This is a genomic window from Curtobacterium subtropicum (genome assembly GCF_030362975.1).
GTDB lineage: Bacteria > Actinomycetota > Actinomycetes > Actinomycetales > Microbacteriaceae > Curtobacterium > Curtobacterium subtropicum.
Window position 1 is genome coordinate 1 of sequence record NZ_JAUCMM010000010.1, and the last position, 23,230, is coordinate 23,230.

General features: G+C 72.8%; 26 protein-coding genes, 1 pseudogene and 1 riboswitch. Of the genes and pseudogenes, 14 read left to right on the top strand and 13 right to left on the bottom strand.

Annotation, left to right across the window (positions count from 1 at the left end; all coding sequences use genetic code 11):
- Positions 1 to 131 (top strand): annotated as a pseudogene (locus tag QUG98_RS13090) (IS481 family transposase); the annotation flags it as partial.
- On the opposite strand, the gene QUG98_RS13095 reads toward QUG98_RS13090, so the two are convergent.
- Positions 128 to 1,051, bottom strand: a complete 924-nt coding sequence (locus QUG98_RS13095) for a tetrahydrofolate dehydrogenase/cyclohydrolase catalytic domain-containing protein (protein WP_289470971.1) — start codon at positions 1,049 to 1,051, stop codon at positions 128 to 130. The pseudogene QUG98_RS13090 and the gene QUG98_RS13095 overlap by 4 nt on opposite strands.
- Entirely contained in the window at positions 1,048 to 2,337 is a 1,290-nt protein-coding gene (glyA, locus tag QUG98_RS13100; protein ID WP_434533445.1) for a serine hydroxymethyltransferase, read from the bottom strand. Before glyA ends, QUG98_RS13095 begins: the two co-directional genes overlap by 4 nt.
- Before the next feature lie 50 nt (positions 2,338 to 2,387).
- Positions 2,388 to 2,473, bottom strand: a riboswitch (ZMP/ZTP riboswitch).
- Between the two features lie 78 nt (positions 2,474 to 2,551).
- Between glyA and clpS the strand changes: the two genes are divergently transcribed.
- Both clpS and QUG98_RS13110 read left to right on the top strand, forming a co-directional pair.
- Complete coding sequence (gene clpS / locus QUG98_RS13105; RefSeq protein WP_289470973.1) at positions 2,552 to 2,851, top strand: ATP-dependent Clp protease adapter ClpS; 300 nt, start codon at positions 2,552 to 2,554, stop codon at positions 2,849 to 2,851.
- Positions 2,848 to 3,324: a DUF2017 family protein gene (locus QUG98_RS13110; RefSeq protein WP_289470974.1), complete on the top strand. Its 477-nt coding sequence runs from the start codon at positions 2,848 to 2,850 to the stop codon at positions 3,322 to 3,324. The genes clpS and QUG98_RS13110 overlap by 4 nt, the downstream gene beginning before the upstream one ends.
- Before the next feature lie 36 nt (positions 3,325 to 3,360).
- Here the strand turns inward: QUG98_RS13110 and QUG98_RS13115 are convergent, their stop codons facing one another.
- Complete coding sequence (locus QUG98_RS13115) at positions 3,361 to 4,239, bottom strand: NAD(P)H-binding protein (protein ID WP_289470975.1); 879 nt, start codon at positions 4,237 to 4,239, stop codon at positions 3,361 to 3,363.
- Positions 4,240 to 4,300: 61 nt separating this feature from the next.
- On the opposite strand from QUG98_RS13115, the gene QUG98_RS13120 reads away from it, so the two are divergent.
- The 7 genes from QUG98_RS13120 to QUG98_RS13150 all read left to right on the top strand — a co-directional run bounded on the left by QUG98_RS13120 (position 4,301) and on the right by QUG98_RS13150 (position 9,743).
- The gene (locus QUG98_RS13120) at positions 4,301 to 4,759 is read left to right on the top strand and encodes a MarR family winged helix-turn-helix transcriptional regulator (RefSeq protein ID WP_289470976.1); all 459 of its coding nucleotides are present in this window, start codon (positions 4,301 to 4,303) and stop codon (positions 4,757 to 4,759) included.
- Positions 4,760 to 4,807: 48 nt separating this feature from the next.
- Positions 4,808 to 5,227, top strand: a complete 420-nt coding sequence (locus tag QUG98_RS13125) for a MarR family winged helix-turn-helix transcriptional regulator (RefSeq protein WP_289470978.1) — start codon at positions 4,808 to 4,810, stop codon at positions 5,225 to 5,227.
- Positions 5,116 to 6,660, top strand: a complete 1,545-nt coding sequence (locus QUG98_RS13130; RefSeq protein ID WP_289470979.1) for an MFS transporter — start codon at positions 5,116 to 5,118, stop codon at positions 6,658 to 6,660. The genes QUG98_RS13125 and QUG98_RS13130 overlap by 112 nt, the downstream gene beginning before the upstream one ends.
- Positions 6,661 to 6,760: 100 nt before the next feature.
- The gene (gene purU, locus QUG98_RS13135) at positions 6,761 to 7,621 is read left to right on the top strand and encodes a formyltetrahydrofolate deformylase (RefSeq protein ID WP_289470980.1); all 861 of its coding nucleotides are present in this window, start codon (positions 6,761 to 6,763) and stop codon (positions 7,619 to 7,621) included.
- 7 nt (positions 7,622 to 7,628) lie between these two features.
- Positions 7,629 to 8,042, top strand: a complete 414-nt coding sequence (locus QUG98_RS13140) for a YrdB family protein (protein WP_289470981.1) — start codon at positions 7,629 to 7,631, stop codon at positions 8,040 to 8,042.
- 107 nt (positions 8,043 to 8,149) lie between these two features.
- The gene (nagA, locus tag QUG98_RS13145) at positions 8,150 to 9,310 is read left to right on the top strand and encodes an N-acetylglucosamine-6-phosphate deacetylase (protein ID WP_434533449.1); all 1,161 of its coding nucleotides are present in this window, start codon (positions 8,150 to 8,152) and stop codon (positions 9,308 to 9,310) included.
- A 31-nt stretch (positions 9,311 to 9,341) separates the two neighbouring features.
- Positions 9,342 to 9,743, top strand: coding sequence for a VOC family protein (locus QUG98_RS13150; RefSeq protein ID WP_289470983.1), 402 nt, complete (start codon positions 9,342 to 9,344; stop codon positions 9,741 to 9,743).
- A 27-nt stretch (positions 9,744 to 9,770) separates the two neighbouring features.
- On the opposite strand, the gene QUG98_RS13155 is transcribed toward QUG98_RS13150, so the two are convergent.
- From QUG98_RS13155 to QUG98_RS13165, 3 genes are all read right to left on the bottom strand, one after another.
- On the bottom strand, positions 9,771 to 11,330 hold the full coding sequence (locus tag QUG98_RS13155; protein WP_289470984.1) for an alpha-L-fucosidase: 1,560 nt from the start codon (positions 11,328 to 11,330) through the stop codon (positions 9,771 to 9,773).
- An 84-nt stretch (positions 11,331 to 11,414) separates the two neighbouring features.
- Positions 11,415 to 11,948 (bottom strand): hypothetical protein, encoded by a 534-nt coding sequence (locus tag QUG98_RS13160; RefSeq protein ID WP_289470985.1) that lies wholly within the window; start codon positions 11,946 to 11,948, stop codon positions 11,415 to 11,417.
- Positions 11,949 to 12,002: 54 nt separating this feature from the next.
- On the bottom strand, positions 12,003 to 12,830 hold the full coding sequence (locus tag QUG98_RS13165) for a helix-turn-helix transcriptional regulator (protein ID WP_289470987.1): 828 nt from the start codon (positions 12,828 to 12,830) through the stop codon (positions 12,003 to 12,005).
- Positions 12,831 to 12,952: 122 nt separating this feature from the next.
- Between QUG98_RS13165 and QUG98_RS13170 the strand changes: the two genes are divergently transcribed.
- Positions 12,953 to 13,891: an SDR family oxidoreductase gene (locus QUG98_RS13170; protein WP_289470988.1), complete on the top strand. Its 939-nt coding sequence runs from the start codon at positions 12,953 to 12,955 to the stop codon at positions 13,889 to 13,891.
- A gap of 31 nt (positions 13,892 to 13,922) precedes the next feature.
- Positions 13,923 to 15,092: a MalY/PatB family protein gene (locus QUG98_RS13175; RefSeq protein WP_289470990.1), complete on the top strand. Its 1,170-nt coding sequence runs from the start codon at positions 13,923 to 13,925 to the stop codon at positions 15,090 to 15,092.
- Between the two features lie 35 nt (positions 15,093 to 15,127).
- On the opposite strand, the gene nagB is transcribed toward QUG98_RS13175, so the two are convergent.
- Positions 15,128 to 15,913: a glucosamine-6-phosphate deaminase gene (nagB, locus tag QUG98_RS13180; protein ID WP_289470991.1), complete on the bottom strand. Its 786-nt coding sequence runs from the start codon at positions 15,911 to 15,913 to the stop codon at positions 15,128 to 15,130.
- A 69-nt stretch (positions 15,914 to 15,982) separates the two neighbouring features.
- Between nagB and QUG98_RS13185 the strand changes: the two genes are divergently transcribed.
- On the top strand, positions 15,983 to 16,462 hold the full coding sequence (locus tag QUG98_RS13185; protein ID WP_289470993.1) for an NUDIX hydrolase: 480 nt from the start codon (positions 15,983 to 15,985) through the stop codon (positions 16,460 to 16,462).
- A 154-nt stretch (positions 16,463 to 16,616) separates the two neighbouring features.
- On the opposite strand, the gene QUG98_RS13190 is transcribed toward QUG98_RS13185, so the two are convergent.
- From QUG98_RS13190 to QUG98_RS13205, 4 genes are read right to left on the bottom strand one after another with little or no spacing between them, the layout of a single operon-like run.
- Positions 16,617 to 17,687: an ABC transporter ATP-binding protein gene (locus QUG98_RS13190; RefSeq protein WP_289470994.1), complete on the bottom strand. Its 1,071-nt coding sequence runs from the start codon at positions 17,685 to 17,687 to the stop codon at positions 16,617 to 16,619.
- Positions 17,684 to 18,532, bottom strand: a complete 849-nt coding sequence (locus QUG98_RS13195) for an ABC transporter permease (protein ID WP_289470995.1) — start codon at positions 18,530 to 18,532, stop codon at positions 17,684 to 17,686. The genes QUG98_RS13190 and QUG98_RS13195 overlap by 4 nt, the downstream gene beginning before the upstream one ends.
- Before the next feature lie 23 nt (positions 18,533 to 18,555).
- On the bottom strand, positions 18,556 to 19,608 hold the full coding sequence (locus tag QUG98_RS13200; protein WP_289470997.1) for an ABC transporter permease: 1,053 nt from the start codon (positions 19,606 to 19,608) through the stop codon (positions 18,556 to 18,558).
- Positions 19,609 to 19,613: 5 nt separating this feature from the next.
- On the bottom strand, positions 19,614 to 20,762 hold the full coding sequence (locus QUG98_RS13205; RefSeq protein WP_289470998.1) for an ABC transporter substrate-binding protein: 1,149 nt from the start codon (positions 20,760 to 20,762) through the stop codon (positions 19,614 to 19,616).
- Positions 20,763 to 21,029: 267 nt separating this feature from the next.
- Between QUG98_RS13205 and QUG98_RS13210 the strand changes: the two genes are divergently transcribed.
- Positions 21,030 to 21,467 carry a YdeI/OmpD-associated family protein gene (locus tag QUG98_RS13210; RefSeq protein ID WP_289470999.1) on the top strand — a complete coding sequence of 146 codons (438 nt, stop codon included), beginning with the start codon at positions 21,030 to 21,032 and terminating at the stop codon, positions 21,465 to 21,467.
- 139 nt (positions 21,468 to 21,606) lie between these two features.
- Here the strand turns inward: QUG98_RS13210 and QUG98_RS13215 are convergent, their stop codons facing one another.
- Together QUG98_RS13215 and QUG98_RS13220 are read right to left on the bottom strand one after the other, a co-directional pair.
- A complete protein-coding gene (locus QUG98_RS13215; RefSeq protein WP_289471000.1) occupies positions 21,607 to 22,488 on the bottom strand; it encodes an NAD(P)H-hydrate dehydratase in 882 nt (293 codons plus the stop codon).
- Positions 22,478 to 23,218 carry a histidine phosphatase family protein gene (locus QUG98_RS13220; protein ID WP_289471002.1) on the bottom strand — a complete coding sequence of 247 codons (741 nt, stop codon included), beginning with the start codon at positions 23,216 to 23,218 and terminating at the stop codon, positions 22,478 to 22,480. The genes QUG98_RS13215 and QUG98_RS13220 overlap by 11 nt, the downstream gene beginning before the upstream one ends.
- Between the last annotated feature and the right edge of the window lie 12 nt (positions 23,219 to 23,230).

The window sequence follows — 23,230 nt, forward strand, 5'->3', positions numbered from 1 at the left end:
ACGGCTCAGAGACCGAACGCCGACAAGCGCTCCCGGGCTGGCTCCACTTCTACAATCACCACAGGACTCACTCCGCCATCGGAGCACCACCCATCAGCAGACTCAACAACCTGCCTGAACATCACAGCTAGCGCAGGTGGCGCTCGGCGGCCTCGACGACGTTCTTCATGAGCATCGCGCGGGTCATCGGCCCGACGCCGCCCGGGGTCGGCGACAGGAACCCGGCGACCGACGCCACCGAGGGGTCGACGTCACCGCGGAGCTTCGCCTTCCCGGTGGTCTCATCGACGATCCTGCTGATGCCCACGTCGATGACGGCCGCACCGGGCTTGACCCAGTCCGGCTGCACGAGCCCGGCGACACCGGCGGCCGCGACGATGATGTCCGCGCGACGGCACTCGGCGGCGACGTCCTCGGTCAGGGAGTGCGTCAACGTCGCGGTGGCCTCGAGCCGGGTCAGGAGCAGCCCGAGCGGACGACCGACCGTCAGGCCCTGCCCGATGATCGTGACGTGCTGCCCGCGGATCGGGACGTCGTAGGCCTCGAGCATCGCGACGATGCCGCGCGGGGTGCACGGCAGCGGCGCGTCGATCGTTCCGGCTCCGCCGGGGACCGCGAGCACGAGCTCGCCGAGGTTCGTCGGGTGCAGGCCGTCGGCGTCCTTCGCCGGGTTCATCAGCTCGAGCATCGGGACCGGGTCGATGCCCTGCGGCAGCGGGAGCTGCACGATGAACGCCGTGACCCGGGGGTCGTCGTTCATCTGCAGGATCGCCGAGCGGATGTCGGCCGCACTCGCGGTCTCCGCCAGGTCGATGCGGACCGAGTCGAGCCCGATCTGCGCCGAGTCCTTGTGCTTGCCGGCGACGTACGACACCGAACCCGGGTTCTGGCCGACCATGATCGTGCCGAGCCCGGGCCGGAACCCGTGGTCGTGCAACCGGTCGATGCGGACCTTCAGGTCGTCGAGCGTGCGCGCGGCGAGGGCGGTGCCGTCGATGCGGACGGCACTGCCCTCACCCGCCCAACGCTCACGAGGGAGCGCGGCGCTCACGCGTACAGCGGGAACGCGTCGGTCAGGGCCTTCACCCGGGCCGAGAGCGCTGCGATGTCCGGGTTCGGCATGAGGGTCAGCGCGATGATGTCCGCCACCTCGGTGAACTCGGCGTCGCCGAAGCCGCGGGTCGCCAGCGCCGGGGTGCCGATGCGGACACCCGAGGTGACCATCGGCGGGCGCGGGTCGAACGGCACGGAGTTGCGGTTCACGGTGATGCCGACCTCGTGCAGCAGGTCCTCTGCCTGCTTGCCGTCGACCTCGGACTCGCGCAGGTCGACGAGCACCAGGTGCACGTCGGTACCGCCGGTGAGGACGTCGATGCCCGCGGCCCGCGCGTCGGCCTGCGTGAGCCGGTCCGCCAGCAGACGAGCGCCGCGGAGCGTGCGCTCCTGGCGGTCCTTGAACTCCGGCTGGCCCGCGAGCAGGAACGCGGTGGCCTTGGCGGCGATCACGTGCATGAGCGGACCGCCCTGCTGGCCCGGGAACACCGCGGAGTTCAGCTTCTTGAAGAGCGACTCCTCGTTGGACAGGATGATGCCCGAGCGCGGACCGGCGAGCGTCTTGTGCACGGTCGAGGACACGACGTGCGCGTGGGGCAGCGGCGACGGGTGCAGGCCCGCGGCGACGAGACCGGCGAAGTGCGCCATGTCCACCCAGAGCGTCGCGCCGACCTCGTCCGCGATCGCACGGAACTTCGCGAAGTCGAGCTGGCGCGGGTAGGCCGACCAGCCGGCGATGAGGACCTTCGGCTGGTGCTCGATCGCCTTCGCGCGGATGTCGTCGTAGTCGACCTCGAAGGTCTCCGGGTCGACGCCGTACGACACCGCGTTGTAGATGCGGCCGGAGAAGTTGAGCTTCATGCCGTGCGTCAGGTGACCGCCGTGGGCGAGCTCGAGGCCGAGGATCGTGTCCCCGGCCGAGGCGATGGCGTGCAGCACCGCGGCGTTCGCGCTCGCGCCGGAGTGCGGCTGCACGTTCGCGTAGGCGGCACCGAACAGGGCCTTCGCCCGGTCGATGGCGAGCTGCTCGGCGACGTCGACGAACTCGCAGCCGCCGTAGTAGCGCTTGCCCGGGTAGCCCTCGGCGTACTTGTTCGTCAGGACGGAGCCCTGTGACTCGAGGACGGCGCGCGGGACGAAGTTCTCGGACGCGATCATCTCGAGGGTGTCGCGCTGGCGGCCGAGCTCGTTCTGCAGCACGGCGGCGATCTCGGGGTCGACCTCGGCGAGCGGGGCGTTGAACGTGGACTGCGCGGTGGCAGGCGTCAGATCGGTGATGGACACGGGACTCCTCGTTGTCTGATCGCCGCGCGGACGCGACGAGGTGGACGGGTGGGCGCGGCCCAGGCGTACGGCCGCGCTCCGTGTCAGGTGTCGCTCCCCGATGGTGACCCATCCAACGCCAGTCGCGACCCCTCGATCGTACCGAGCGGGCACGTTCGTGTCACCCTTGGGGACATGCACCCGAGCATCCCCGTCGACGCATGACCGCCGTCGCATGACCCTGATCAGCCCCGACGTCGAGGAGCGCACCGACCTCGCCGCCCGGTTCGATGTCCCGTGGGTCACCGTGGTCTGGGACGACCCGGTGAACCTGATGTCGTACGTCACCTACGTCTTCCAGAGCTACTTCGGCTTCTCGCACGCCCGCGCCGAGCGGCTCATGCGCCAGGTGCACGACGACGGCCGGGCGATCGTCGCGACCGGTGCCCGCGAGGCGATGGAGCGCCACGTCGAGGCGATGCACGGCTACGGCCTGCAGGCCACGGTCGACCGCGCCGCGGGACCGGACGCGTGATCCCCTTCACCCGGCAGCAGGACGGGGTGCACCTCGCGATGTCCGAGGGCGAGCGCGCGGTCCTCGCCTCGCTCACGGAGCAGCTGCAGCAGGTGCTCGCCGGTGACCTGACCGCCGACCCCGTCGCGGCGCGGATGTTCCCGGACGCCTACCCCTCGGACACCGAGGCGAGCGACGAGTTCCGCCGCTGGACGCAGGCGGACCTGCTGACGCAGAAGACCGCGAACGCCGACGTCGTGCACGACTGGCTGACCGGCACGCGGGACGGCGCACTGACCGCCCACGACGAGCAGGCGTGGCTGCGGTGCCTCACCGACCTCCGGCTGACGATCGCGGAGCGGCTCGGCATCACGGACGCCGCATCCGAGGAGGCCTCGTACGCCGGGGACGCCGGCCTCGGCCTCCGCGACGTCTACGACTGGATCGGGTACGTGCAGGAACACCTGGTCACGACCCTCACCACCGCGGGCTGACGTCACGGCCGGGAGGCACGGCGCACGTCCGCCGTGTCAGCCCCGGCCCGTCAGCTGCTCGCGGTTCCCGCGTGCCCACTCCGCCAGCGACCGCGGCGGCCGTCCGGTGATCCGGGCCACGTCGTCGCTCATGACGTCGACACCGTCGAGTCCACGACGGAGCACCCGTCCGAACTGCTGCCGGAGCCCTTCCGCCTGCCACGCCGGGACACCGCCGGCGCGGACGACGGCTCGGTAGACGCGGCTCGGCAGGTGCACGGGGCGCACGCGGCGTCCGAGTCCCGACGAGAGGCCGGCCGCGATCCCTCCGGCGTCGAGTGCGTCCGGACCGGTGAGCACGGGCTCGGTGCCGTCGTGCCCGTCCTCGGTCAGCACCGCGGCCGCGGTCCGCGCGATGTCGGCGGTGTCGATCCAGCCCGCTCGGCCACGACCGGTGGTGTGCGGGAACCACCCGCGGCGGATCGCCGGCGCCGAGGGCAGCAGGTTCGTCATGAACGCCGACGGGTGCAGGATCGTCCACGCGAGCCCGCTCTCCCGCAGGATCCGGTCGGTCCGCCAGGCCGCCGCGGCCCACGGCATGGGCGAGTGCTCGGCCGCGTCCCCGCCGGACAGGTGCACCACCCGCGGCACACCGGCTCGCTGCGCGGCGCGAACCCCGGTCTCGCCCTGCTCCGCCTGCCGCTTGCTGACCGGCGTGACGAGGAAGAGGCGGTCGACGCCGTCGAGGGCACGGGTCAGGGCATCGAGGTCGTCGAGGTCCGCGAGCCGCGCGTCGATCCCCCGCGCCCGGAGCCGCTCGGCCTGGTCGTGACGACGGACGACGGCGCGCACCGGTGCCCCGGAGTCGCGCAGCAGTTCGAGCGTCTTCCCACCGACGTCCCCGGTGACGCCCGTGATCGCGATCGTGTCGGTCATGGTGGCCCCTCCTTCGGTATCAGTTTTCTGTTACTGAACACTACGCCGGTAGGATCGGGCCGTGCCCAGCGACTTCTCGGTGAGCGGCGACGACGTCGATTCCGTCGCCGCGTGGACGGTGATCCGCGCCGCGCGGGAGCTCGCCCGACGGCTCGCCGAGGAGCTCGAACCCCTCGACCTGAGCCCGGTCGAGTTCGGCGCACTGGTGCAGCTCGCCGCCGGCGGCGAGCACAACCAGGCCGAGCTCGCCCGCGCCGTCGGCGTCCGACCGCAGAGCATGGCCGCACTGGTGGGCGGGCTCGAGACGCGGGGACTCGTCGAGCGGGGCGCCGCGCCGGGTCGGGGGCGGGCCTCCCGGCTGCACCTGACCCGTGACGGTCGGGAGCTGCTGGCGGACGCCTGGCCCCGCGTGCAGGCGAGCAACGCCTGGTTCGGCGACGACGTGGACGGACTCGTGGCGGCCCTGCGACCGTTCACGACCGACGGCACCATCGGTGCCGCCGCGGACGGCGTCGTCTGATCAGAAGGCAACCTTGCAAGTTGCCCTGCCGAGTCGTATCGTTCCGGTGTGGAACCGATCGAGACGCTCGCGGACGACCTGCTGACCCTGCACGGTCGCATCCGCCGCACGGTCCTCGCCGGGAAGGCCGACGAGGTGACCGCGTCCCAGACCGCCGCGCTCGGTCGACTCCTGCGCCACGGGGAGAGCACCGTCGCCGACCTCGCGCGCGCCGAGGGTGTCCGCCCGCAGTCGATGGGCGCGACCGTGCAGGCGCTCGTCGACCTCGGGCTCGTCGAACGCCGTCCGGACCCGGCGGACGGCCGTCGCACGCTCGTCCGCGCCACGGAGACCGGCTCGCGCGCCCGCGCCGACGCGTGGACCAACCGGTCCCGTGTGCTCACGGACCGCCTGGCGGCCCTGCCCGAGGACGACCGCGCCACGGTCGCCCGTGCCCTCGCCATCCTCCTGCCGCTCACCGACGACTGACCCGGAAGAAGCCCACCACGTCCACGTCGACCTCCCCCGTCCCGACCACCGCTGACACCGCCACCACCGGCGGGAGCGGCTTCGGCCCGAAGCTCCTCGTCCCCGTCCTGGTCGGGCCGCTGCTCAACCCGATCAACACGACGATGGTGTCCGTCGCCCTCGCGCCGATCTCCCGCGACCTCGGCATCGGGGCGTCGCAGGCGATCTGGCTCGTCGCTGCGCTCTACCTGGCGAGCGCGGTCGCACAGCCGACGATGGGCAAGCTCGCCGACCGGTTCGGCCCGAAGAAGGTCTTCCTCACCGGACTGGTGATCGTCGGCGTCGCGGGCGTCGTGCCCGAGGTGCTGACCGGCTTCGGCGGTGCGGTCACCGCGCGGGTGCTCATCGGGATCGGGACGTCGTCGGCGTACCCGGCGGCCCTGACCACACTGCGGCAGCACTCCGCCCGGATCGGCAAGCCGACCCCACCGCTCGTGCTCGGTGCCCTGTCGATCACCTCGCTCGTGTCCGCTGCTGCCGGACCACCCCTCGGCGGGGCGCTCATCGCGGCGTTCGGCTGGCACGCGATCTTCCTGGTGAACGTCCCGCTCGCCGTGTTCGGCATCGTCGTCGCCGCGATGTGGCTGCCGTCCGACCGGCTCCGACCCCGGGATGCCGAGCAGCTGCCGGTCCGCACGGCCCTGGACCCGCTCGGTATGCTGCTGATGACCGGCACGGTGTCGGCGCTGCTGGTGTTCCTGCTCGACCTCGGCGCCGGACTCTGGTGGCTGCTCGCGGTCGCGGTCGCGCTGCTCGTGGCGCTCGTGCTGTGGGAGCTGCGCGCGACGAAGCCGTTCGTCGACGTCCGGCTGCTCGTCCGGAACGCTGCGCTGTCCCGCACCTACGCCCGGCTGTTCCTGACCTACCTGCTCGCGTACACGATGACCTACGGGTTCTCGCAGTGGGTGCAGGACGTCGCGGGCTACCCGAGCGACGTCGCCGGGTACCTGCAGCTGCCCGCCGCCGTCGTGGCCGGGGTGGTGTCGTTCGTCGTCGCGCGGCGGACCGCTGTCCGTCGACCGCTCGTGGTCGCTGCGCTCGTCCCCCTGGTCGGGGCCGGGCTCCTGCTCCTCCTGCACGCCGGGTCGCCGCTGGTGCTCCTGCTCGTCGTGCCGGCGCTGTTCGGCGTCCCGCAGGCCCTGGCATCCGTGTCGAACCAGGCGGCGCTCTACAAGGTGGTGCCCTCGGAGTACATCGGCACCGCGGCCGGGCTCTCACGCACGAGCATCTACATCGGCGCGATCGCGGCGTCGTCGCTCATCGGTGGGGTGTTCGGGCAGGCACCGACCACGCCGGACCTGCACGTGCTCGCGTGGGTGATGCTCGGCGTCGGCGTGCTGCTCGCCGTCCTGACGCTCGCGGACCGGGCGCTGGCGCGGGCGGACGCGCGCTGACGCGAGCCGACGAGCACTCACCGACCAGCCTGCCCGCGTGGGGCGCACGTCGGACGCACCACGGGCCTCCAGGCCGGACCGCCCCGGTACCCTGATCTCCGTGACCGACCCGAACCCCACGCACTGGACCCTCACGCTCGTCTGCGACGACCAGCCCGGGATCGTGCACGCCGTGTCCGGAGCCGTCGTGGCAGCCAACGGCAACATCACCGAGTCGCAGCAGTTCTCGAGCGCCGACACGAACTCGTTCTTCATGCGCCTGCAGGTCATGGCGCCGGTCGACCGCGAGGCCTTCGAACAGGCCCTCGCCCCCGTCGTCGAGCGGTACGACATGCGCGTCCAGCTCGACGTGGTCGGACGTCCGATGCGCACCCTGGTGCTCGTGTCGAAGGCCGGGCACTGCCTCAACGACCTGCTCTACCGCCAGCGCGGCGGGCAGCTGCCGATCGAGGTCCCGCTCGTGCTGTCGAACCACGCCGACCTGTCCGGCCTGGCGTCCTTCTACTCCGTGCCGTTCGAGCACCGACCGGTCACCGACGCGGACTCCAAGCAGGCGATGGAGCGGCGCATCCTCGAGGCGGTGGAGGAGCACGACATCGAGCTCGTCGTCCTCGCGCGCTACATGCAGATCCTGTCGCCGGAGCTCTGCGCCGCGCTCGAGGGCCGCGCCGTCAACATCCACCACTCGTTCCTGCCGGGCTTCAAGGGCGCGAACCCGTACCGGCAGGCCCACGCCCGCGGCGTGAAGCTCATCGGTGCGACGGCACACTTCGTGACGAGCGACCTCGACGAGGGCCCGATCATCGAGCAGAACGTCGTCCGCGTGGACCACACGAAGGAACCCTCCGAGCTGGTCTCGATCGGCCAGGACGAGGAGTCCCGCACCCTGACACAGGCGGTGCGCTGGATCGCGGAGGACCGTGTCCTGCTCGACGGCGCCCGCACGATCATCTTCCGGTAGGCAGCACATGACGAATGCACCGCAGAGTCCCGTCGACTGGGGCGACGTCCCGCCCCCCACGGATCCGGCTCCCGCTCGCCGGGGGGTCTCCGTCTCCGGCTGGGTGGTGCTGCGCGTGCTCGTGTGCGCGTTCGGGCTGCTCTCGCTGGCGTACTGGGGCTACCTCGCGTGGCCGTTCCCGTTCCCGGGCGTGCTGTTCATGGTCGGGGCGCCGCTGTTCGCCGCGGTCGTCTGGTTCCTGTTCCGGTCCCCGCGGTCGCCGATCGACACGGACGTGGTGGGCAAGGTGGTCGTCGAGACCGCGCTCGTCATCGCCGCCGGTGGCGCGTGGCTGTCGCTCGGGCACCCGGTGGTCGGGCTGGTCTTCGTGCTGGTCGCGGCGTTCTCCGGGGTGGTCGCGTTCCGGCGGGAGACGGCGTGAGCCGGCCTGCGGGGGCGGGCGGGTCCGACGTGCCCGTCGGGTCGGCCGGGTCCGTCGGATCGGCTGGGTCCGTCGGGTCGGTCGGGTCGGCCGGGTCAGGCTCCGGTCTGGAGGCGCGGCGCACCCTGGTCCGTGCCGCCCGCGTCGTCGACGCGGCCGGCGCGGTCGAGGACGGCTGGGTCCTGCTCGCCGGCGCCGCGATCGAGGCGGTCGGCTCGGGTGCCGGGCTGCCGGACGCCGCATCGGGTGCCGAGGTCGTCGACCTCGGTGACGCCGTCCTGACCCCCGGCTTCGTCGACCTGCACGGACACGGCGGGGGCGGAGCCGCCTACGAGGACGACTCCTTCGACGCCGCGCTCGCCGTGCACCGGGCGCACGGGACGACCCGGTCGGTCCTGTCCCTCGTCGCGAACCCCGTGCCCTCGCTCGCCGTGTCACTCGACCGCATCCGCACCGTCGCCGCGGCCGACCCGCTCGTGCTCGGCGCGCACCTCGAGGGCCCGTTCCTCTCCCCCGACAACAGGGGCGCCCACAACGCCGCACACCTGGTCGACCCGTCGCCGTCCGCCGTCGACGCGCTGCTCGACGCGGGCGCCGGGGTCATGCGCCAGGTCACCGTCGCACCCGAGCTGCCGGGAGCGCTCGACGCCGTCCGCCGCTTCGTCGACGCCGGGGTCACGGTCGCGGTCGGCCACACCGTCTGCTCGTACGACCATGCCCGCGCGGCTTTCGACGCCGGTGCGACCCTGCTCACGCACGCGTGCAACGCGATGCCCGGGCTGCACCACCGGGCGCCAGGGCCGATCGCCGCGGCGCTCGAGGACGACCGGGTGACGCTCGAGCTCATCCTCGACGGTGTGCACGTGCACCCCGCTGTCGCCCGGGTGCTGCTGCGCGCCGCACCCGGTCGGGTCGCGCTCATCACCGACGCGATGGCCGCGGCCGGCTCGCCCGACGGCTCGTACGCGCTCGGGTCGCTCGCGGTCGACGTGGTGGACGGCGTCGCGCGGGTCGCCGGCACGGACACGATCGCGGGCTCGACGCTGACGCAGGACGCGGCGCTGCGGCTCGCCGTCTCGGCCGCCGGGGCCACGCTGCCCGAGGCGGTCGCTGCGCTGACGAGCGTGCCCGCTGCGGCGCTGGGGCCCGACGATCGGCTCGGTCGGATCGCGCCCGGGTACGCAGCGGACCTCGTGGCACTCTCGCCCGCACTCGAGGTGCGGCGGGTGTGGGGCGCGGGTCGCGAGCTGGCCGCCGCCGGGTCTTGACCGCAACGGAGTCGGGCGAGAGCATCGCCGCATGACCCTCTTCGTGTCCTGCCCGGTCGCGAGCGTCGAGCGCGCCACCGCCTTCTACTCGGCGCTCGGGTGGACCCTCGATCCGCGGATGTCGCGGGACGACGTCTCGTGCATCGTGTTCGGGCCCGACCAGTACCTGATGCTCAGCAGCCGCGAGGCCTACGCGAGCGTCGGCGGCACGGAGGATCTGGTCGGCGGCCCGGACACCCCGTCGAAGGTGACACTGTCGTTCGACCTGGACAGTCGGGAGGCCGTCGACGAACTCGTCGAACGGGCTCGTGCTGCGGGCGGGCGGATCGGGGACACCGACGAGTACCCGTTCATGTATCAGCGGCAGTTCGACGATCCGGACGGGTACCACTGGTCGCCGTTCTGGTTGCGCCCGGACTCCACCGGCGACTGACCCCGGCAGTCCGTTCCCGCCGGGCGGTCACTGGTGGAGGAAGTCCTGGCGGGGCTGGTCCGACTCCGGTGCGAAGCGGATCCGCAGCACGGGGCCGCTGTGCTCGGTCGTGGAGCCGTCGACCGCGACCTCGAGGGCGTCCGGTGTCCGATCCCACCGGGTGACGGTGCCGGATCCGAGCACCGCGACGTCGCTGATCGTGCGGGTGAGGAGCGCGGAGGTCGACGCGAGCGCGCGCAGCCGTGCGACGCCGCCGTCGGGCTGCGCGAGCAGGACCGCGTAGAGCGCGTCGCCGGTGACGTCGTGCCGCACCGTGTAGCGGACGTCCTCGGCCGTGTACGCGGGGGCGGCACCGTCGACGAACGACCCCGCCGCGACCACGGTCGGGCCCTCGGACGGCACCGCCCAGGGCCGCGTGCCGTAGATCGCTTCGCCGTGCAGGGCGAGCCAGTGCCCGATGCCCTCGAGCAGGCGCTGTTCCTCGTCCGGGATCGTGCCGTCCGGCTTCGGACCGACGTTGAGCAGCAGCACCCCGCGCTTCGCGACGACGTCGACGAGCTCGGCCACGAGTTCGCGGACGCTCTTGTACTCGTGTCCCTCGACCCAGCACCAGGACGTCCGGGACACCGCCGTGTCGTTCTGCCACACCGTCGGTTCGACCCCCGCGACGGCTCCGCGTTCGATGTCGTACACGGCGGTGCCGGGCGCGAAGGCCCCCCACTTGTAGTTGATGACGACCTCGCGCCCCCACTCGGCCGCGCGGTTGTAGTAGTAGGCCGCGAGGGTCCGGAGCACCGGGGCGAACGCCGGCTGCTCGATCCACCAGTCGAACCAGAGCACTTGCGGCCGGTACCGGTCGATCACCTCGACGGTGCGCAGGAGCCAGTCCTCGAGGAACCGCTCGTTCGGTGCGGTCTCCTCCCGCTGCGCCGGACCGTAGAAGTCCGACCACCGCGGGTCGAGCACGTCGGAGTCGAACCGAGCGCCGCCGTTCATGAAGAACCAGTGCTCGGCACGGTGCGACGAGGCACCGCGGACCATCCAGGCCTCGTCGACCGCGCGGGACAGGTCGCCGAAGACGTCACGCCGCGGCCCCATCCGCGCCGCACTCCACCGGGACCGAGCGGTGTCGTACATCGCGAAGCCGTCGTGGTGCTCCGCCACGGGCACGACGAACTGCGCGCCGGCGCGACGGAACAGCGCGGCCCACTCGGTCGGGTCGAAGTGCTCCATCGTGAAGGACGGGATGAAGTCCTTGTACCCGAAGTCCCGGTGCTCGCCGTAGGTCGCGCGGTGGTGGTCGTGGGCGTCGGTGCCCTGCCGGTACATCTCGCGGGAGTACCACTCGTTGCCGAATGCCGGGACGGAGTACACGCCCCAGTGCAGGAAGACGCCGAACTTCGCGTCCTCGTACCAGCGCGGCGGCTCGTAGGCGGCGAGGGACTCCCACGTCGCGTCGAACGGTCCGGCGGCGACGACCTCGTGCACGGCCCGCAGCGCTGCGCTGTTGTCGCTCACGTCGACCGGTTCCGGGAGCGACTCGGGGTCGAGCGGGGTGGGACGGTCCGGCATGGCGCGTTCTGGCATGAGGCACTCCTTCGTGCGTCGACTGCGGTCCACCACTCCTACCGGTCGGGCCCGTGTGTCCGGTGGATCGCGTGCGGCGTGCGGTCAGGGTAGCCGGACGACGACCCGTGCCGTCGAGGGGCCGCCGCACTGCTCGCTCCCGCCGTGCCGGACCCACGTGAAGCGGGCGTCCCGTTCGACGAGCACCCGATCGTCCGCGCCGACCACCGCGACACGGCCACGGTCACCGGTTCCGGCCGACATCGGCACGGACCAGACGTCGCCGTCCGGCGTGGCAGCGGGCAACACGAGGGAGCGAGCGGCGTCGCCCGTCGGGCTGAGCGCATCCGAGGACGGAGGGCCGACCGGTGCTGCGCCGGGTGTGGCGTCCCCGGGAGCGGTCGGGAGCACCGGCGGCGAGGGTTCCCCGGGCGCACAGTCCGCGCCCTGGCAGACGACGACGCCCGTGACCCCGGACGCCGGGTCTGCCGAGCCCGGGATCTCGACCGCGACGGTGTTGCCCCAGGCGATCGCCGGGCACGCCGTCGCGCCGAGGCCGGCGCACCCGGTCGTCACGAGCACCAGCACGGCCGACGCCGTCGCCGTTCCCGCTGCTCCGAACGTGGTCCCCCGTCGCATGCGACCATCGTCGTCGGTCGCCCGTGACCGGGTGGTCACGATCCGGCGTCGGTCTCAGGCCGCGACGACGGACAGCAGCCGGAGCCGATCGTGGCTCTCGGTCCCCGGGACCGCGGTGTAGACGAGCAGCACGTGCGCCTGCTCCGGGTCGAGGAGCACCTGGCAGTGCAGCTCGACCCGGCCGACCTCCGGGTGGTCGTAGCGCTTGACGGACCCCGGGACGAGGCCGACCTCGTGCCGGTCCCACAGCGCCCGGAACTCGTCGGACCGCTGCAGGAGCTCGTCGGCGAGCCGCGCCGCCCGGGACCCGACCCCGCGCCGCGCCGCGACCTCACGCAGCGACGAGACGTACAGCCGTGCGGTCGTCTCCCGGTCCTCGGGTGGGAACAGGTCCCGCGCACCCGCTTCGGTGAACCAGCGCCAGCCGATCGAACGCGACGGTCCGTGCCGCTGGCTCGCGTCGCCGAACAGTGCGGCGGCGAGCGGCGTCTGCAGGAGCGTCTCGCCGAGCTCCGTCACGACCTCGGCCGGGGTGTCGACCAGACGGTCGAAGATGCGCATCATGCCCGGGCCGACGTGGTCCGAGCCGACGCCGGACTCCGGTGGGCGGTGCCCGGCGAGGCGGAAGACGTGGTCGCGCTCTGCCCTGCTCAGGTGGAGTCCCTGCGCGATCGCGGCGACCATCTGCTCGGAGGGCTGCGGACCGGTGCCGCGCTCGAGCCGCGCGTAGTAGTCCGCGGACATGTGGCAGAGCGCCGCGACCTCCTCGCGGCGCAGTCCTGCGGTCCGCCGTCGCTGCCCCGGCGGGAGGCCGACGTCGGACGGTTGCAGGGCCGCCCGACGTGCGCGGAGGTAGGCGCCGAGCTCCGGTCGATCGATCACGGGTCCATCCTCGCCGGTGTACGTCCTCCGCAGCCACGGTCCGTCAGGTCCTGGTTGCGGACCGCCGGCCGTCGCAGGCTGGCACCAGCCCGACCACGGGCGACGACGACGAGGAGACCACCGTGCCGCGACGACCCATCGACATCACCCTGCCGCGCCTGGACGGCACCCGCGCCGTCGTCACCGGCGCCAGCGACGGCATCGGCCTGGGCATCGCGACGGCGCTCGCGGGCGCCGGCGCCGCGGTCGTGCTGCCGGTGCGCAACCCGGTGAAGGGCGAGGCGGCGCGTGCCCGGGTGCTGCGCGAACACCCGGACGCCGTCGTGGAGCTCGGCACGACGGACCTGTCGTCCATCGCGTCGGTGGATGCGTTCGCGGAGTCGATGGTCGCGGAGGGCACGCCGATCGACCTGCTCGTGGGCAACGCCGGCGTGATGACCCCACCGGAACGACAGACGACGGCCGACGGCTTCGAGCTGCAGCTCGGCACGAACCACCTCGGTCACGTCGCACTCGTCCGCGGCCTCCTCCCGCTGCTCCGTGCGGCGCGCGGGCACGTCACCTCGCAGATCAGCATCGTCGCGCGCAGTGGGTCCGTGCACTGGGAGGACCCGAACTGGGAGCGCAGCTACGACGGGATGCGCGCCTACCGGCAGTCGAAGATCGCGTTCGGCCTGTTCGGGCTGGAGCTCGGTCGGCGCAGCGCCGAGCAGGGTTGGGGCATCACGAGCAACCTCACGCACCCGGGTGTCGCCCCGACGAGCCTGCTCGCAGCCCGGCCGGAGCTCGGGCGGAGCGGGGACACGCCCCAGGTCCGGGTGATCCGGTGGTTGTCCGCCCGCGGGCTGCTCGTCGGCACGCCGCGGACCGCCGGGCTGCCGGCGCTCGTGGCGGCCACCGACCCGGGCGTGCGGGACGGCGGGTTCGTCGGACCGACGGGGGCCGGCGGTGTCGGCGGCGCTCCTGGGCGGACGCCGCTGTGGAAGCCGCTGCGCAGCGCCGAGGACGCCCGGCGCGTGTGGGAGCTGTCCGAGGAGCTGCTCGACACCACTGTCGGGTGACCTGCGGCCGCCGGGCTGTCAGGATGACGACATGAGCGTCATGGTCTCGGTCCTCGATGCACAGCGGACCCGCACGAGCGAGAAGTACACCGCCTACCCGCCCGAGGTCCTGCCGATGTTCGTCGCCGAGATGGACTCGGTGCCCGCCGAGCCCGTGCGCGAGGCCCTCGAGCGAGCGATCCGGAACGGGGACACCGGCTACGTCGGGCACACCCGGGTGCTCCCCGGGGTCTTCGCTGACTTCGCCGGCCGCCGCTGGGGCTGGGACGTCGACCCCGACCTGGTCCGGACGACCACGGACGTCTCGGTCGCGGCGGTCGAGGTGCTCCGTCGGATCATCGACCCCGGTGACCAGGTCGTGATCATGCCGCCGGTCTACCCGCCGTTCTGGGAGTACGTCCGCGAGGCCGGCGGCTCCGCGACCGAGGTCCCGCTGCTCGCTCCGAGGGGCGAGCCCGACCCGTTCGACACCACAGCCGGGTGGCGGATGGACCTCGCTGGGATCGAGCGCGCCTTCGCGGACGGCGCCAGGACGGTGCTGCTCTGCAACCCGCACAACCCCCTCGGCCTCGTGCACGCCCGCGAGGACCTCGTCGCGCTCGCCCAGCTCGCCGCACAGTGGGACGCGGTCGTCGTCTCGGACGAGATCCACGCACCGCTCGTGCACGCCGACGCGGTCTTCACCCCGTTCCTCACCTGCGGACCCGAGGCGGTCGAGCACGGAGTCGCACTGACGAGCGCGAGCAAGGCGTGGAACCTGGCGGGGACGAAGTGCGCGCTCATGGTCGGCGCGTCGGAACGGGCGCGCGGCTGGTTCGACGGCCTGCCCGTCGAGGTCGTCGAGCGCACCGGGATCCTCGGCTACACCGCGAGCGTCGCCTCCTTCCGCGACGGGGAGCCCTGGCTCGCGTCACTGCTCGCGGAGCTGACCGGGAACCGACGCATCCTGGCCGAGGAGCTCGGCACGGCCCTGCCCGGCGCGGGCTACCGGCAGCCGCGGGCGTCCTACCTGGCCTGGCTCGACCTGCGAGCGCTGCCGTGGGGCGACGACCCCGCCGTGCACCTGGTCGACGCGGCGAAGGTCGCGCTGACGAACGGGCGGGACTTCGGCCGACCGGGCATCGGTCACGCGCGGCTCAACTTCGGGTGCTCCGAGGCAACCCTGCGCGAGGGTCTGGCCCGCCTGGCGTCAGCCCGCTGACCTCGCCCCTCCCGATCCGGGAGGACCCGCCCGGGTCACTCGAAGCGCTGCCACTCCGGCTTGTTCGCGTAGGTGTACCGGTAGTAGTCGGCCAGGCGCAGCCCGGCGGCCGCCTCCTCGTCCACCACGACGGTCGCGTGCTCGTGCAGCTGCAGCGCCGACCCGGGCGCGAAGGACGACAGCGGCCCCTCGACCGCGGCGGCCACGGCGTCGGCCTTCGTCGAGCCCTGCGCGACGAGGACGAGCTCGCGCGCCTCGAGGATGGTGCCGAGCCCCTGCGTCATGCAGTGCGTCGGGACCTCGTCGAGCGAGTCGAAGAAGCGCGCGTTCGCCTCGCGCGTGGACGGCGCGAGCGTCTTGATGCGCGTGCGTGACGCGAACGACGACGTCGGCTCGTTGAACCCGATGTGCCCGTTCGCCCCGATGCCGAGGATCTGCACGTCGACCCCGCCGGCGGCCCGGATCGCGGCGTCGTACTCCTTCGCCGCGAACGCCAGGTCGGCCGCGCGGCCGTCGGGCACGCGGACGCGCGAGGGGTCGAACCCGAGGGGCTCGACCACGTCGCGGGCGATCACCGAGGCGTACGACTCCGGGTGCTCGAGCGGGATCCCGACGTACTCGTCGAGGGCGAATCCTCGAGCCGCGGCGAAGGACACCTCGCCCGCCTCGACCCGACGACGCAGGTCGGCGTAGATGCCCTGCGGACTCGATCCGGTGGCGAGACCCACGACGGCGGACGGCTTCTCGGCGACGACCGAGGCGATCTTGGCGGCGGCGACGCGTCCGACCTCGGCGGGCGTCGGCAGGATGATGATCTCCACGCTGTCACCCTACTGGTCATGACCAGTCGACGACAGAGGGAGGCCGCACGGCATCGGTAGCGTGGGGGCATGCCCACGCCTGACTTCGTCCTGTCCCTGCGCGAGAAGGTCGGGAACGACCCGCTCTGGATGACGGGCATCACCGCCGTCGTCACGCGCGGTGAGGGCCCGGACCGCGAGCTGCTCGTCGTCCGTCGCGCCGACAACGGCGCGCTGACCCCGGTGACGGGGATCGTCGACCCCGGCGAGGAGCCCGCGGTCGCCGCCGAGCGCGAGGTCCTCGAGGAGGCCGACGTCGTCGTGGTCGCCGAGCGCCTGACCTGGGTGCACGTCCTTCCGGAGATGACCTACCCGAACGGCGACCGCGCGCAGTACCTCGACCTGGTCTTCGCGTGCCGGTACCTGTCCGGCACGCCGGCTCCCGCCGACGGCGAGAACACCGAGGCCTTCTGGGCGCGGCTCGACGCCCTGCCGGCGATGTCCGCAGACATGCTCGCCCGGGTCGAGGCGGGCCTGTCCGACGAGCCGGCCGCGCGCTTCGAGCGCTGACCCGCACCGGTCTGGAGGGACGGGGCGGGCTCGCCCCGTGCCTCCAGTTCGTCACCGGGTCGCCTTCACCCCCGCGGAAGCGACAGTCCACCGCGAACGGTTCGCGGCAGGGTGTCGCCTTCGCGGAACGCTCCGCGACGGTGGGAACGCTCCACTACGCGAGCGGGGCGACCGCGACCGGGGCGCCGAGCAGCCGCAGGGCCACGGCGTCACCGGCCGCGCGACGGTCGCCGACCTCGTGCTGCACGGTCACGACGGTGTCGTCGTCGAGCCGGACCGTCGTGCGGCGGATCGAGCCGAGGAAGCTCGACGCGACGACGGTGCCGGTGACGCCCTCCGTGGCGAAGGCGACGTCCTCGGGGCGGACGTACGCGGTCACGGGGCCGTCCGCGGTGTCCGCAGCGAGCGCCGGGACCCGGAAGCCGTAGACGAAGACGTCGCCGCCGCGCAGGTCACCCCGCAGGCGGTTCGACTGCCCGACGAAGTCCGCCGTGAAGGCCGAGACCGGGTGGCGGTAGAGCTCCTCGGGCGTACCGACCTGCTCGATGCCGCCGGCGTGCATCACCGCGATGCGGTCCGAGACGGCGAGCGCCTCCTCCTGGTCGTGGGTGACGAACACGGTCGTGATGCCGAGGGCGCTCTGGATGCGGCGGATCTCGTCGCGCAGGGACACCCGCACCTTGGCGTCGAGCGCGGAGAGCGGCTCGTCGAGCAGGAGCACGCGCGGGCGGGTGACCAGGGCACGGGCGAGGGCGACGCGCTGCTGCTGTCCGCCGGAGAGCTGGTGCGGGTACCGGTCAGCGAAGTCGGCGAGGTGCACCATGTCGAGCGCCTCGATGACCCGTTCCCGGCGTTCGGCGGCGGCGACCCGGCGCATCTCGAGGCCGAACGACACGTTCTGCCGCACCGTCATGTGCGGGAAGAGCGAGTACTGCTGGAACACCATGCCGATGTCGCGACGCTCGACCGGCACCGCGGCGACGTCGACGCCGTCGATGAGGATCGCGCCGGCGTCGATCGCCTCGAGGCCGGCGAGCGCCCGGAGCGCGGTGGTCTTGCCGCAGCCGGACGGTCCGAGCAGCGAGACGAACTCGCCGGGCTCGATGCGGAGGGACAGCCCGGCGAGCGCACGGTGGGACCCGTAGTGCTTCTCCACGGCCTCGAGCTCGACGGTCGCGCCCTCGGTGGACAGCGACGCCGGGGCGGCGGGAGCGGTGACGGTCATGCGGACTCCTTCGGGGTGCGCCGGCGGCCCGCGCCGACCCGGCCGATGACGACGAGCAGCACGAAGCCGAACAGCAGTGCGGCGAGCGAGAAGACCGCGGCGACGTACGGGTCGGTCTGCTGCACGAGCACGAGCGCGGTCTGGAACGTGGTGCGGGACAGGAACGAGGCGAGGGTGTACTCGCCGAGGACGACCGTGATGGTCAGGAAGCACGCGGCCGTGATGCCGCGACGGAGGTTCGGCAGCAGGATCCGCCACGTGACGGTCCACCACGAGGCACCGAGCGATCGAGCGGCCTCGGAGAGCACCGTGACGTCGACCGCGGTGAGCGCGGTGGCGATCGGACGGAACGCGAACGGCAGCGACACGATGCCGATCGCGAACGCGAGGGTCCAGGCGCCCGAGCCGAACACCTGGGCGACGACCTGGTACACGGGGATGAAACCGACCACGAGCACCACGACGGGCACGGTGATCGGCACCAGGCAGACGAACTCGAGCACGCGGCGGAGGCGCGGGTAGCGGAGTGCGGTGACGATCTGGGCGGGGAGCAGCACGAACAGCACGATCGCCACCGTGATCGCGGCGATGAGCAGGGACGCCACGAGACCGTCGAAGACCGGCTGGTACGTGGCGGTGTTCGCGGGGTCGACGATCGCCGCGTAGTGGTCGAGGGTGAGCCCGCCGTCGGTGCCCTGCCGGAAGGTGAACTGCGCCAGGGCGACCAGCGGCACGGCGAAGACGAGTCCGACCAGGGCGAGCACGACGATGGCGGTGACCCGCGACGGGGCGACGCCGGAGCGGCCGACGCGGGTCGCGCCTCCAGGCCGGGGTGCGGTCGCCACGGGGCGGACCGACGACACGGCGGTCACCGCTGCCACCGCGCAGCGCGACGCTGGAGCAGCGAGTAGGCGCCCATCACGACCGCCATGACCACGACCATGCCGAGAGCGAGCACGCCCGCGACGTTCTGCAGGCCGATGATCGTCTCGCTGGTGAGCTGCGTGCGGATCGTCAGCGGGACGATCCCGCCCTGCGAGATGAGGGCCGCGGCGGTGGCGAACGACGAGAACGCGTTCGCGAAGAGCAGGAGCAGCGACCCCCAGAACGCCGGTGCGAGTACGGGCAGGGCGATGCGCCGCCAGTAGGTCGCGCGTGAGGCGCCGAGGGTCGCGGCGGCCTCGCCCCACTGGGAGCGGACCCCCTCGAGCGCGGGCATGAACGTGAGGACCATGAGCGGCACCTGGAAGTAGACGTAGGGGATGACGAGGCCGGGCACGGTGTACAGGAAGGCACCGTCGGCGTTGAGGTCGAGGCCGAAGGCGGACACCAGCCAGGTGGTGACGAGTCCCTGCGCGCCGATCGTGGCGATGAACGCGAAGGCGAGCATCACGCCGCCGAACTGGGCGAGCACGCTCGCGGCGGAGTCGATCATCGAGCGGACGAACCCGTCGGGCCGCAGTGCGGAGAGCGCCCAGCAGACCACGGCTCCGACCACCGCGCCGATCACGGCCGAGACCGCGGACAGGCCGAACGAGCCGCCGAAGGCACGGAGGACGGACGGGTCGCGGAACGCTGCGAGGTTCGCGAGGGTGAACGCTCCGTCGCCGGTCGTGAACCCGCTCCCCACCGCGATCACGGCGGGGACGGCGAGGAACAGCAGGACGTACGCGGCGAACGGGGTGAGGCCGAGCCACGCGAGGCCGGGGCGGCGACGAGACGGAGCTCGCCGCTGCGGTGCCGGGGCGGGTACGACGGGGGCATCGGCCGCCGAGCCGACGGCGCTGCTCCCCGCGGGAGCGACGCCGGTGGCGGCCGGGACGGGTGGGTGTCCCGGTCCCGGCTGTCCTGCCGGTCCCGGCTGTCCCGGCTGTCCCGGCACGAACGCGCTGGCGCCGCTCGGAGCCGATGCGGTGGTCATGCTGCTCAGGACCCCATCGTGGCGGACCACTTCGCGGCGAGGACCTTCGCCGCGTCGGTGACCTGCGCGTCGGTGAGCTCGACGTAGTCCTTCGGCATGCCGCCGGCGGCCTCGAGCGCGTCCTTGTCGACCGTGCCCGACTGCTCCATCGCCGCGAGGGTCGACGGGAACGCACCGGCCTGCAGGTACAGGTTCTGGGCGTCCGGGCTGGCGATGTACTCCTGCCACAGGCGTGCGGCTGCGGGGTGCGGTGCGTCCTTGTTGATCGCCTGCGAGTAGTACGAGCCGAGCGCCTGGCCCTCGGGGACGACGGTCTTCCAGTTCTTGTTCCCGCTCGACCCGGCGGCCGGGCCCCACGCGAGGTTGTTGTACGACCACTGGACGACGACCGGGGTCTCGCCCGAGGCGACCGTCGCCTGCGTGGGCAGCACGTTCTGGAAGTTGCCGGCCTGCTTCAGCTTGCCGAAGTAGTCGACACCCTTGGTGATGTCGTCCGCCGAGCCGCCGTTCTCGAGCGCGGCGAGGTACACCGCCGACGCGGCCTGGTTCGCCTGCGTCGGGTCACCCGCGATCGAGACCTTGCCCTCGTACTCGCTGCCGAGCAGGTCGTTCAGGTCCTTCGGCGCGTCCGTGATCTTCGACGAGTCGTACCCGATCGACATCAGGCCCGTGTAGTCACGGGTCCACTTGCCGTCCGCGTCCTTGAGCGTGTCGGGGATGTCCGACCAGTTCGCGACCTTGTAGTCGGTGAGCAGGTCGAGGTTCTGCTGCAGCACCGCGTTGCCGAGGTCGAGCACGTCCGGGGCGGTCGACTGGCCCTTCTGCGACTTGACGGCGGCGACCTCGTCGGCGCTCGAGCCGTTCGGGTTCGCCGAGTTGATCTTGATGTCGTACTTCTTCTCGAAGCCGTCGATGATCTTGCCGTAGTTCGCCCAGGTCGGCGGGAGGGCGATGACGTTGAGCTGGCCCTCCGCCTTCGCGGCCTTGACCAGGGCGTCCATGCCGCCGGCCGACTCGGCGCTGGTGGCGGTCTTCCAGTCGGTGTCGCCGGAGCCGGAGCTCGTGCTCGCCGAGCTCGTGGCCGAGCAACCGGCCAGGGTGACGACTGCTGCTGCGGCCAGGGCGATGCCGGCCAGGGTGCGGGTGTGCTGCACGGGGTGTGCCTTCCGGGTGCTGTGGGGGTTCGGGTGTCCGGGGGTCCGGGTTCGGCACGATGCTGGACGGGTCCGGTTTCGGAGTCGTGCTGCGGCGGTGAACGGTGGCGGAACAGCGGGTGCAGCTGTACGGTTTCGCTGCCGGGGACGGTCTCCGGCGAGAGCTGGTCGCGTCCGCCGCGCACGCTGCGGTCACGTCCGGCACGACGCACGGTCGCGTCCGCCGCACACGCTGCGGTCACGTCCACGGACAGCCGGGAGGCACGGGTGCAGTTCACGACGACGGTCCTGCAGGCGAGGAAGACGGCCACCGGTCTGCCCGTCCCCGAGGAGGTCGTCGACGGCCTCGGCTCCGGGAAGCGTCCCGCCGTGGTCGTCACGATCGACGGCGGGTACACCTACCGGTCCACGGTCGGGGTGATGGGCGGGCAGTTCCTGGTCCCGTTGTCCGAGGCGCACCGCACCGCTGCGGGCATCACCGCCGGGGACACCGTCGAGGTCACGCTCGAGGTCGACACCCTTCCGCGGACGGTCGAGCTGCCGGCCGACCTGGCATCGGCGTTCGAGGAGGCCGGGGTCCGGGCGGCCTACGAGACCCTGTCGGCGTCACGGCAGCGGGCGCTCGTGGACCCGGTGCTCGCGGCGAAGGCCCCGGAGACGCGGCAGCGCCGGATCGACAAGGCCGTCGAGGCGCTGCGCGGGTAGGCGGGTGTTGCTGTTCCGCGCGTAGGCGGTCGTTCCGCGCGTCGGCGGTCGTTCCGCGCGTCGGGCTCAGGAACTTCCCGCTTCCCATGCGCGATCGCGACTTCCAGGTCGGGTGCGATGGGCTCGAACGACCTTCGGCTCAGCGACCGAGTTCGACCAACACCTTCGGGATCTCGGCAAGCAGCTCGCTGGCCAGGTAGCCGAGCGGCCCGACCTGCACCGCAAGCCGGTCGCCCGCGGCTGCGTGCACGTACGACGCCCAGGCGACGGCCTGCGCGGGCTCCGCCCCGCGGGCGAGCAGTCCGACCACCACGCCGGACAGCACGTCGCCGCTGCCGCTCGTCCCGAGTCCACCGGAGCCGGTGCCCTTCACCCAGGCGCGGCCGTCGGGGGCCGCGATGACGTCGGACAGCGCGACCACGGCGCCGTACCGCTCGGCGATCTCCCGGGCGTCGGCGACGTCGTCGTCCCCGCAGTCCCGACCGAGCAGCCGTTCTGCCTCGCCGCTGTTCGGCGTGAGCACGAGTCGACCTCGCAGGGGCCGGAGCCGTTCCTCCACGTCGGCGGCCACGCCGAGCGCGAAGGCGTCGAGCACGACGAGGGTGTCCGGGCCGACGGCGTCCGCGATGCCCGCGACCAGGTCCCGCGCGCCGTCCGGCTCGTCCAGGCCGGGACCGACCAGCACGGCGTCGGCTGCTGCGGCCGACTCGCGCACGGCATCGATCGCGCCGACGGCGACGTGACCGGCCTCGCCCTCGTCGAGCGGCACGACGCCCGACTCGGGGACGGCGACCGCGACGTGGTTCGCCACGCTCGACCCGACCGCCAGCGACAGTCGTCCGGCTCCCACGCGCAGTGCGGCGAGCGCCGACAGCATCGCGGCACCGGGGGTGTGCGCCGCGCCGCCGACGACGAGGACCTGCCCGCGGCCGTACTTACCGGCGCCGGGGTCGGGCAGCGCCCACTCGCGCAGGACGTTGGGCGTGATGTGCTGCGGCGCTGCGGCTTCCTCATTCGACACGGGCGTCGTCCTTCCGACCGCTGTGCTCGGTGACCTCGTCGTCGTCGAGGTGTCCCACGGCGGAGAACTCCTCGAGGGTCCACGGGGAACCGGGCCCGTCGCGGTGCAGTCGTGTCAGCGACGCGTTCGCGACCGTGTGGTCCTCGGCGAACGCCATGAGCGCCGGCTCGTCGAGGTCGAGGCAGACCGCGACGGCGAGCATCACGACAGCGTCGTGCGCGGCGACGAGCAGCCGTTCGGCGCCCTCGAGCCGATCGACGTCCGTCAGCACGGTGCGGAGGCGGAGCATCACGTCCGCCCAGGACTCCCCGCCGGCGGGACGGTGGTAGTACTTGCCGAGCCACTGTCGTCGGCGTTCCTCGTCCGGGTACCGGTTCTGGACGCCCGCGCGGGTGAGCAGGTCGAGGACGCCGAGCTCGCGGTCGCGCAGCCGCTCGTCGACGCGCTTCGGCGGCTCGGTCACTCCGCCGGCGTCGAGCGCGATGCCGATCGTCTGCTGCGCCCGGCGGTACGGCGAGACCCACAGCGCCACCGGGACGTCGTCGACCCCGCGATCGGCGAGCTCCTGCCCGAGCGCTCGGGACTGCTCCCGGCCCAGCGGGCTCAGCGGGACGTCGGCGTCGCGGTGGTCGACCTCGATGACGTCGGCTCCCGCGGCCTCGGCCCGCGCAGCGGCGACGTTCGCGGTCGACTCCCCGTGGCGGACGAGCCAGATCTCGGTGACAGCCATGGGCGCGACGCT

Excerpts from the sequence above, each read along its gene's own strand:
- QUG98_RS13185 (WP_289470993.1), top strand. The coding sequence starts at position 15,983 with ATGCCCACGCCTGACTTCGTCCTGTCCCTGCGCGAGAAGGTCGGGAAC.
- QUG98_RS13150 (WP_289470983.1), top strand. The coding sequence starts at position 9,342 with ATGACCCTCTTCGTGTCCTGCCCGGTCGCGAGCGTCGAGCGCGCCACC.
- QUG98_RS13175 (WP_289470990.1), top strand. The coding sequence starts at position 13,923 with ATGAGCGTCATGGTCTCGGTCCTCGATGCACAGCGGACCCGCACGAGC.
- QUG98_RS13200 (WP_289470997.1), bottom strand. The coding sequence starts at position 19,608 with ATGACCACCGCATCGGCTCCGAGCGGCGCCAGCGCGTTCGTGCCGGGA.
- QUG98_RS13115 (WP_289470975.1), bottom strand. The coding sequence starts at position 4,239 with ATGACCGACACGATCGCGATCACGGGCGTCACCGGGGACGTCGGTGGG.
- QUG98_RS13190 (WP_289470994.1), bottom strand. The coding sequence starts at position 17,687 with ATGACCGTCACCGCTCCCGCCGCCCCGGCGTCGCTGTCCACCGAGGGC.
- QUG98_RS13220 (WP_289471002.1), bottom strand. The coding sequence starts at position 23,218 with ATGGCTGTCACCGAGATCTGGCTCGTCCGCCACGGGGAGTCGACCGCG.
- QUG98_RS13140 (WP_289470981.1), top strand. The coding sequence starts at position 7,629 with ATGACGAATGCACCGCAGAGTCCCGTCGACTGGGGCGACGTCCCGCCC.
- QUG98_RS13155 (WP_289470984.1), bottom strand. The coding sequence starts at position 11,330 with ATGCCAGAACGCGCCATGCCGGACCGTCCCACCCCGCTCGACCCCGAG.
- QUG98_RS13160 (WP_289470985.1), bottom strand. The coding sequence starts at position 11,948 with ATGCGACGGGGGACCACGTTCGGAGCAGCGGGAACGGCGACGGCGTCG.
- clpS (WP_289470973.1), top strand. The coding sequence starts at position 2,552 with ATGACCCTGATCAGCCCCGACGTCGAGGAGCGCACCGACCTCGCCGCC.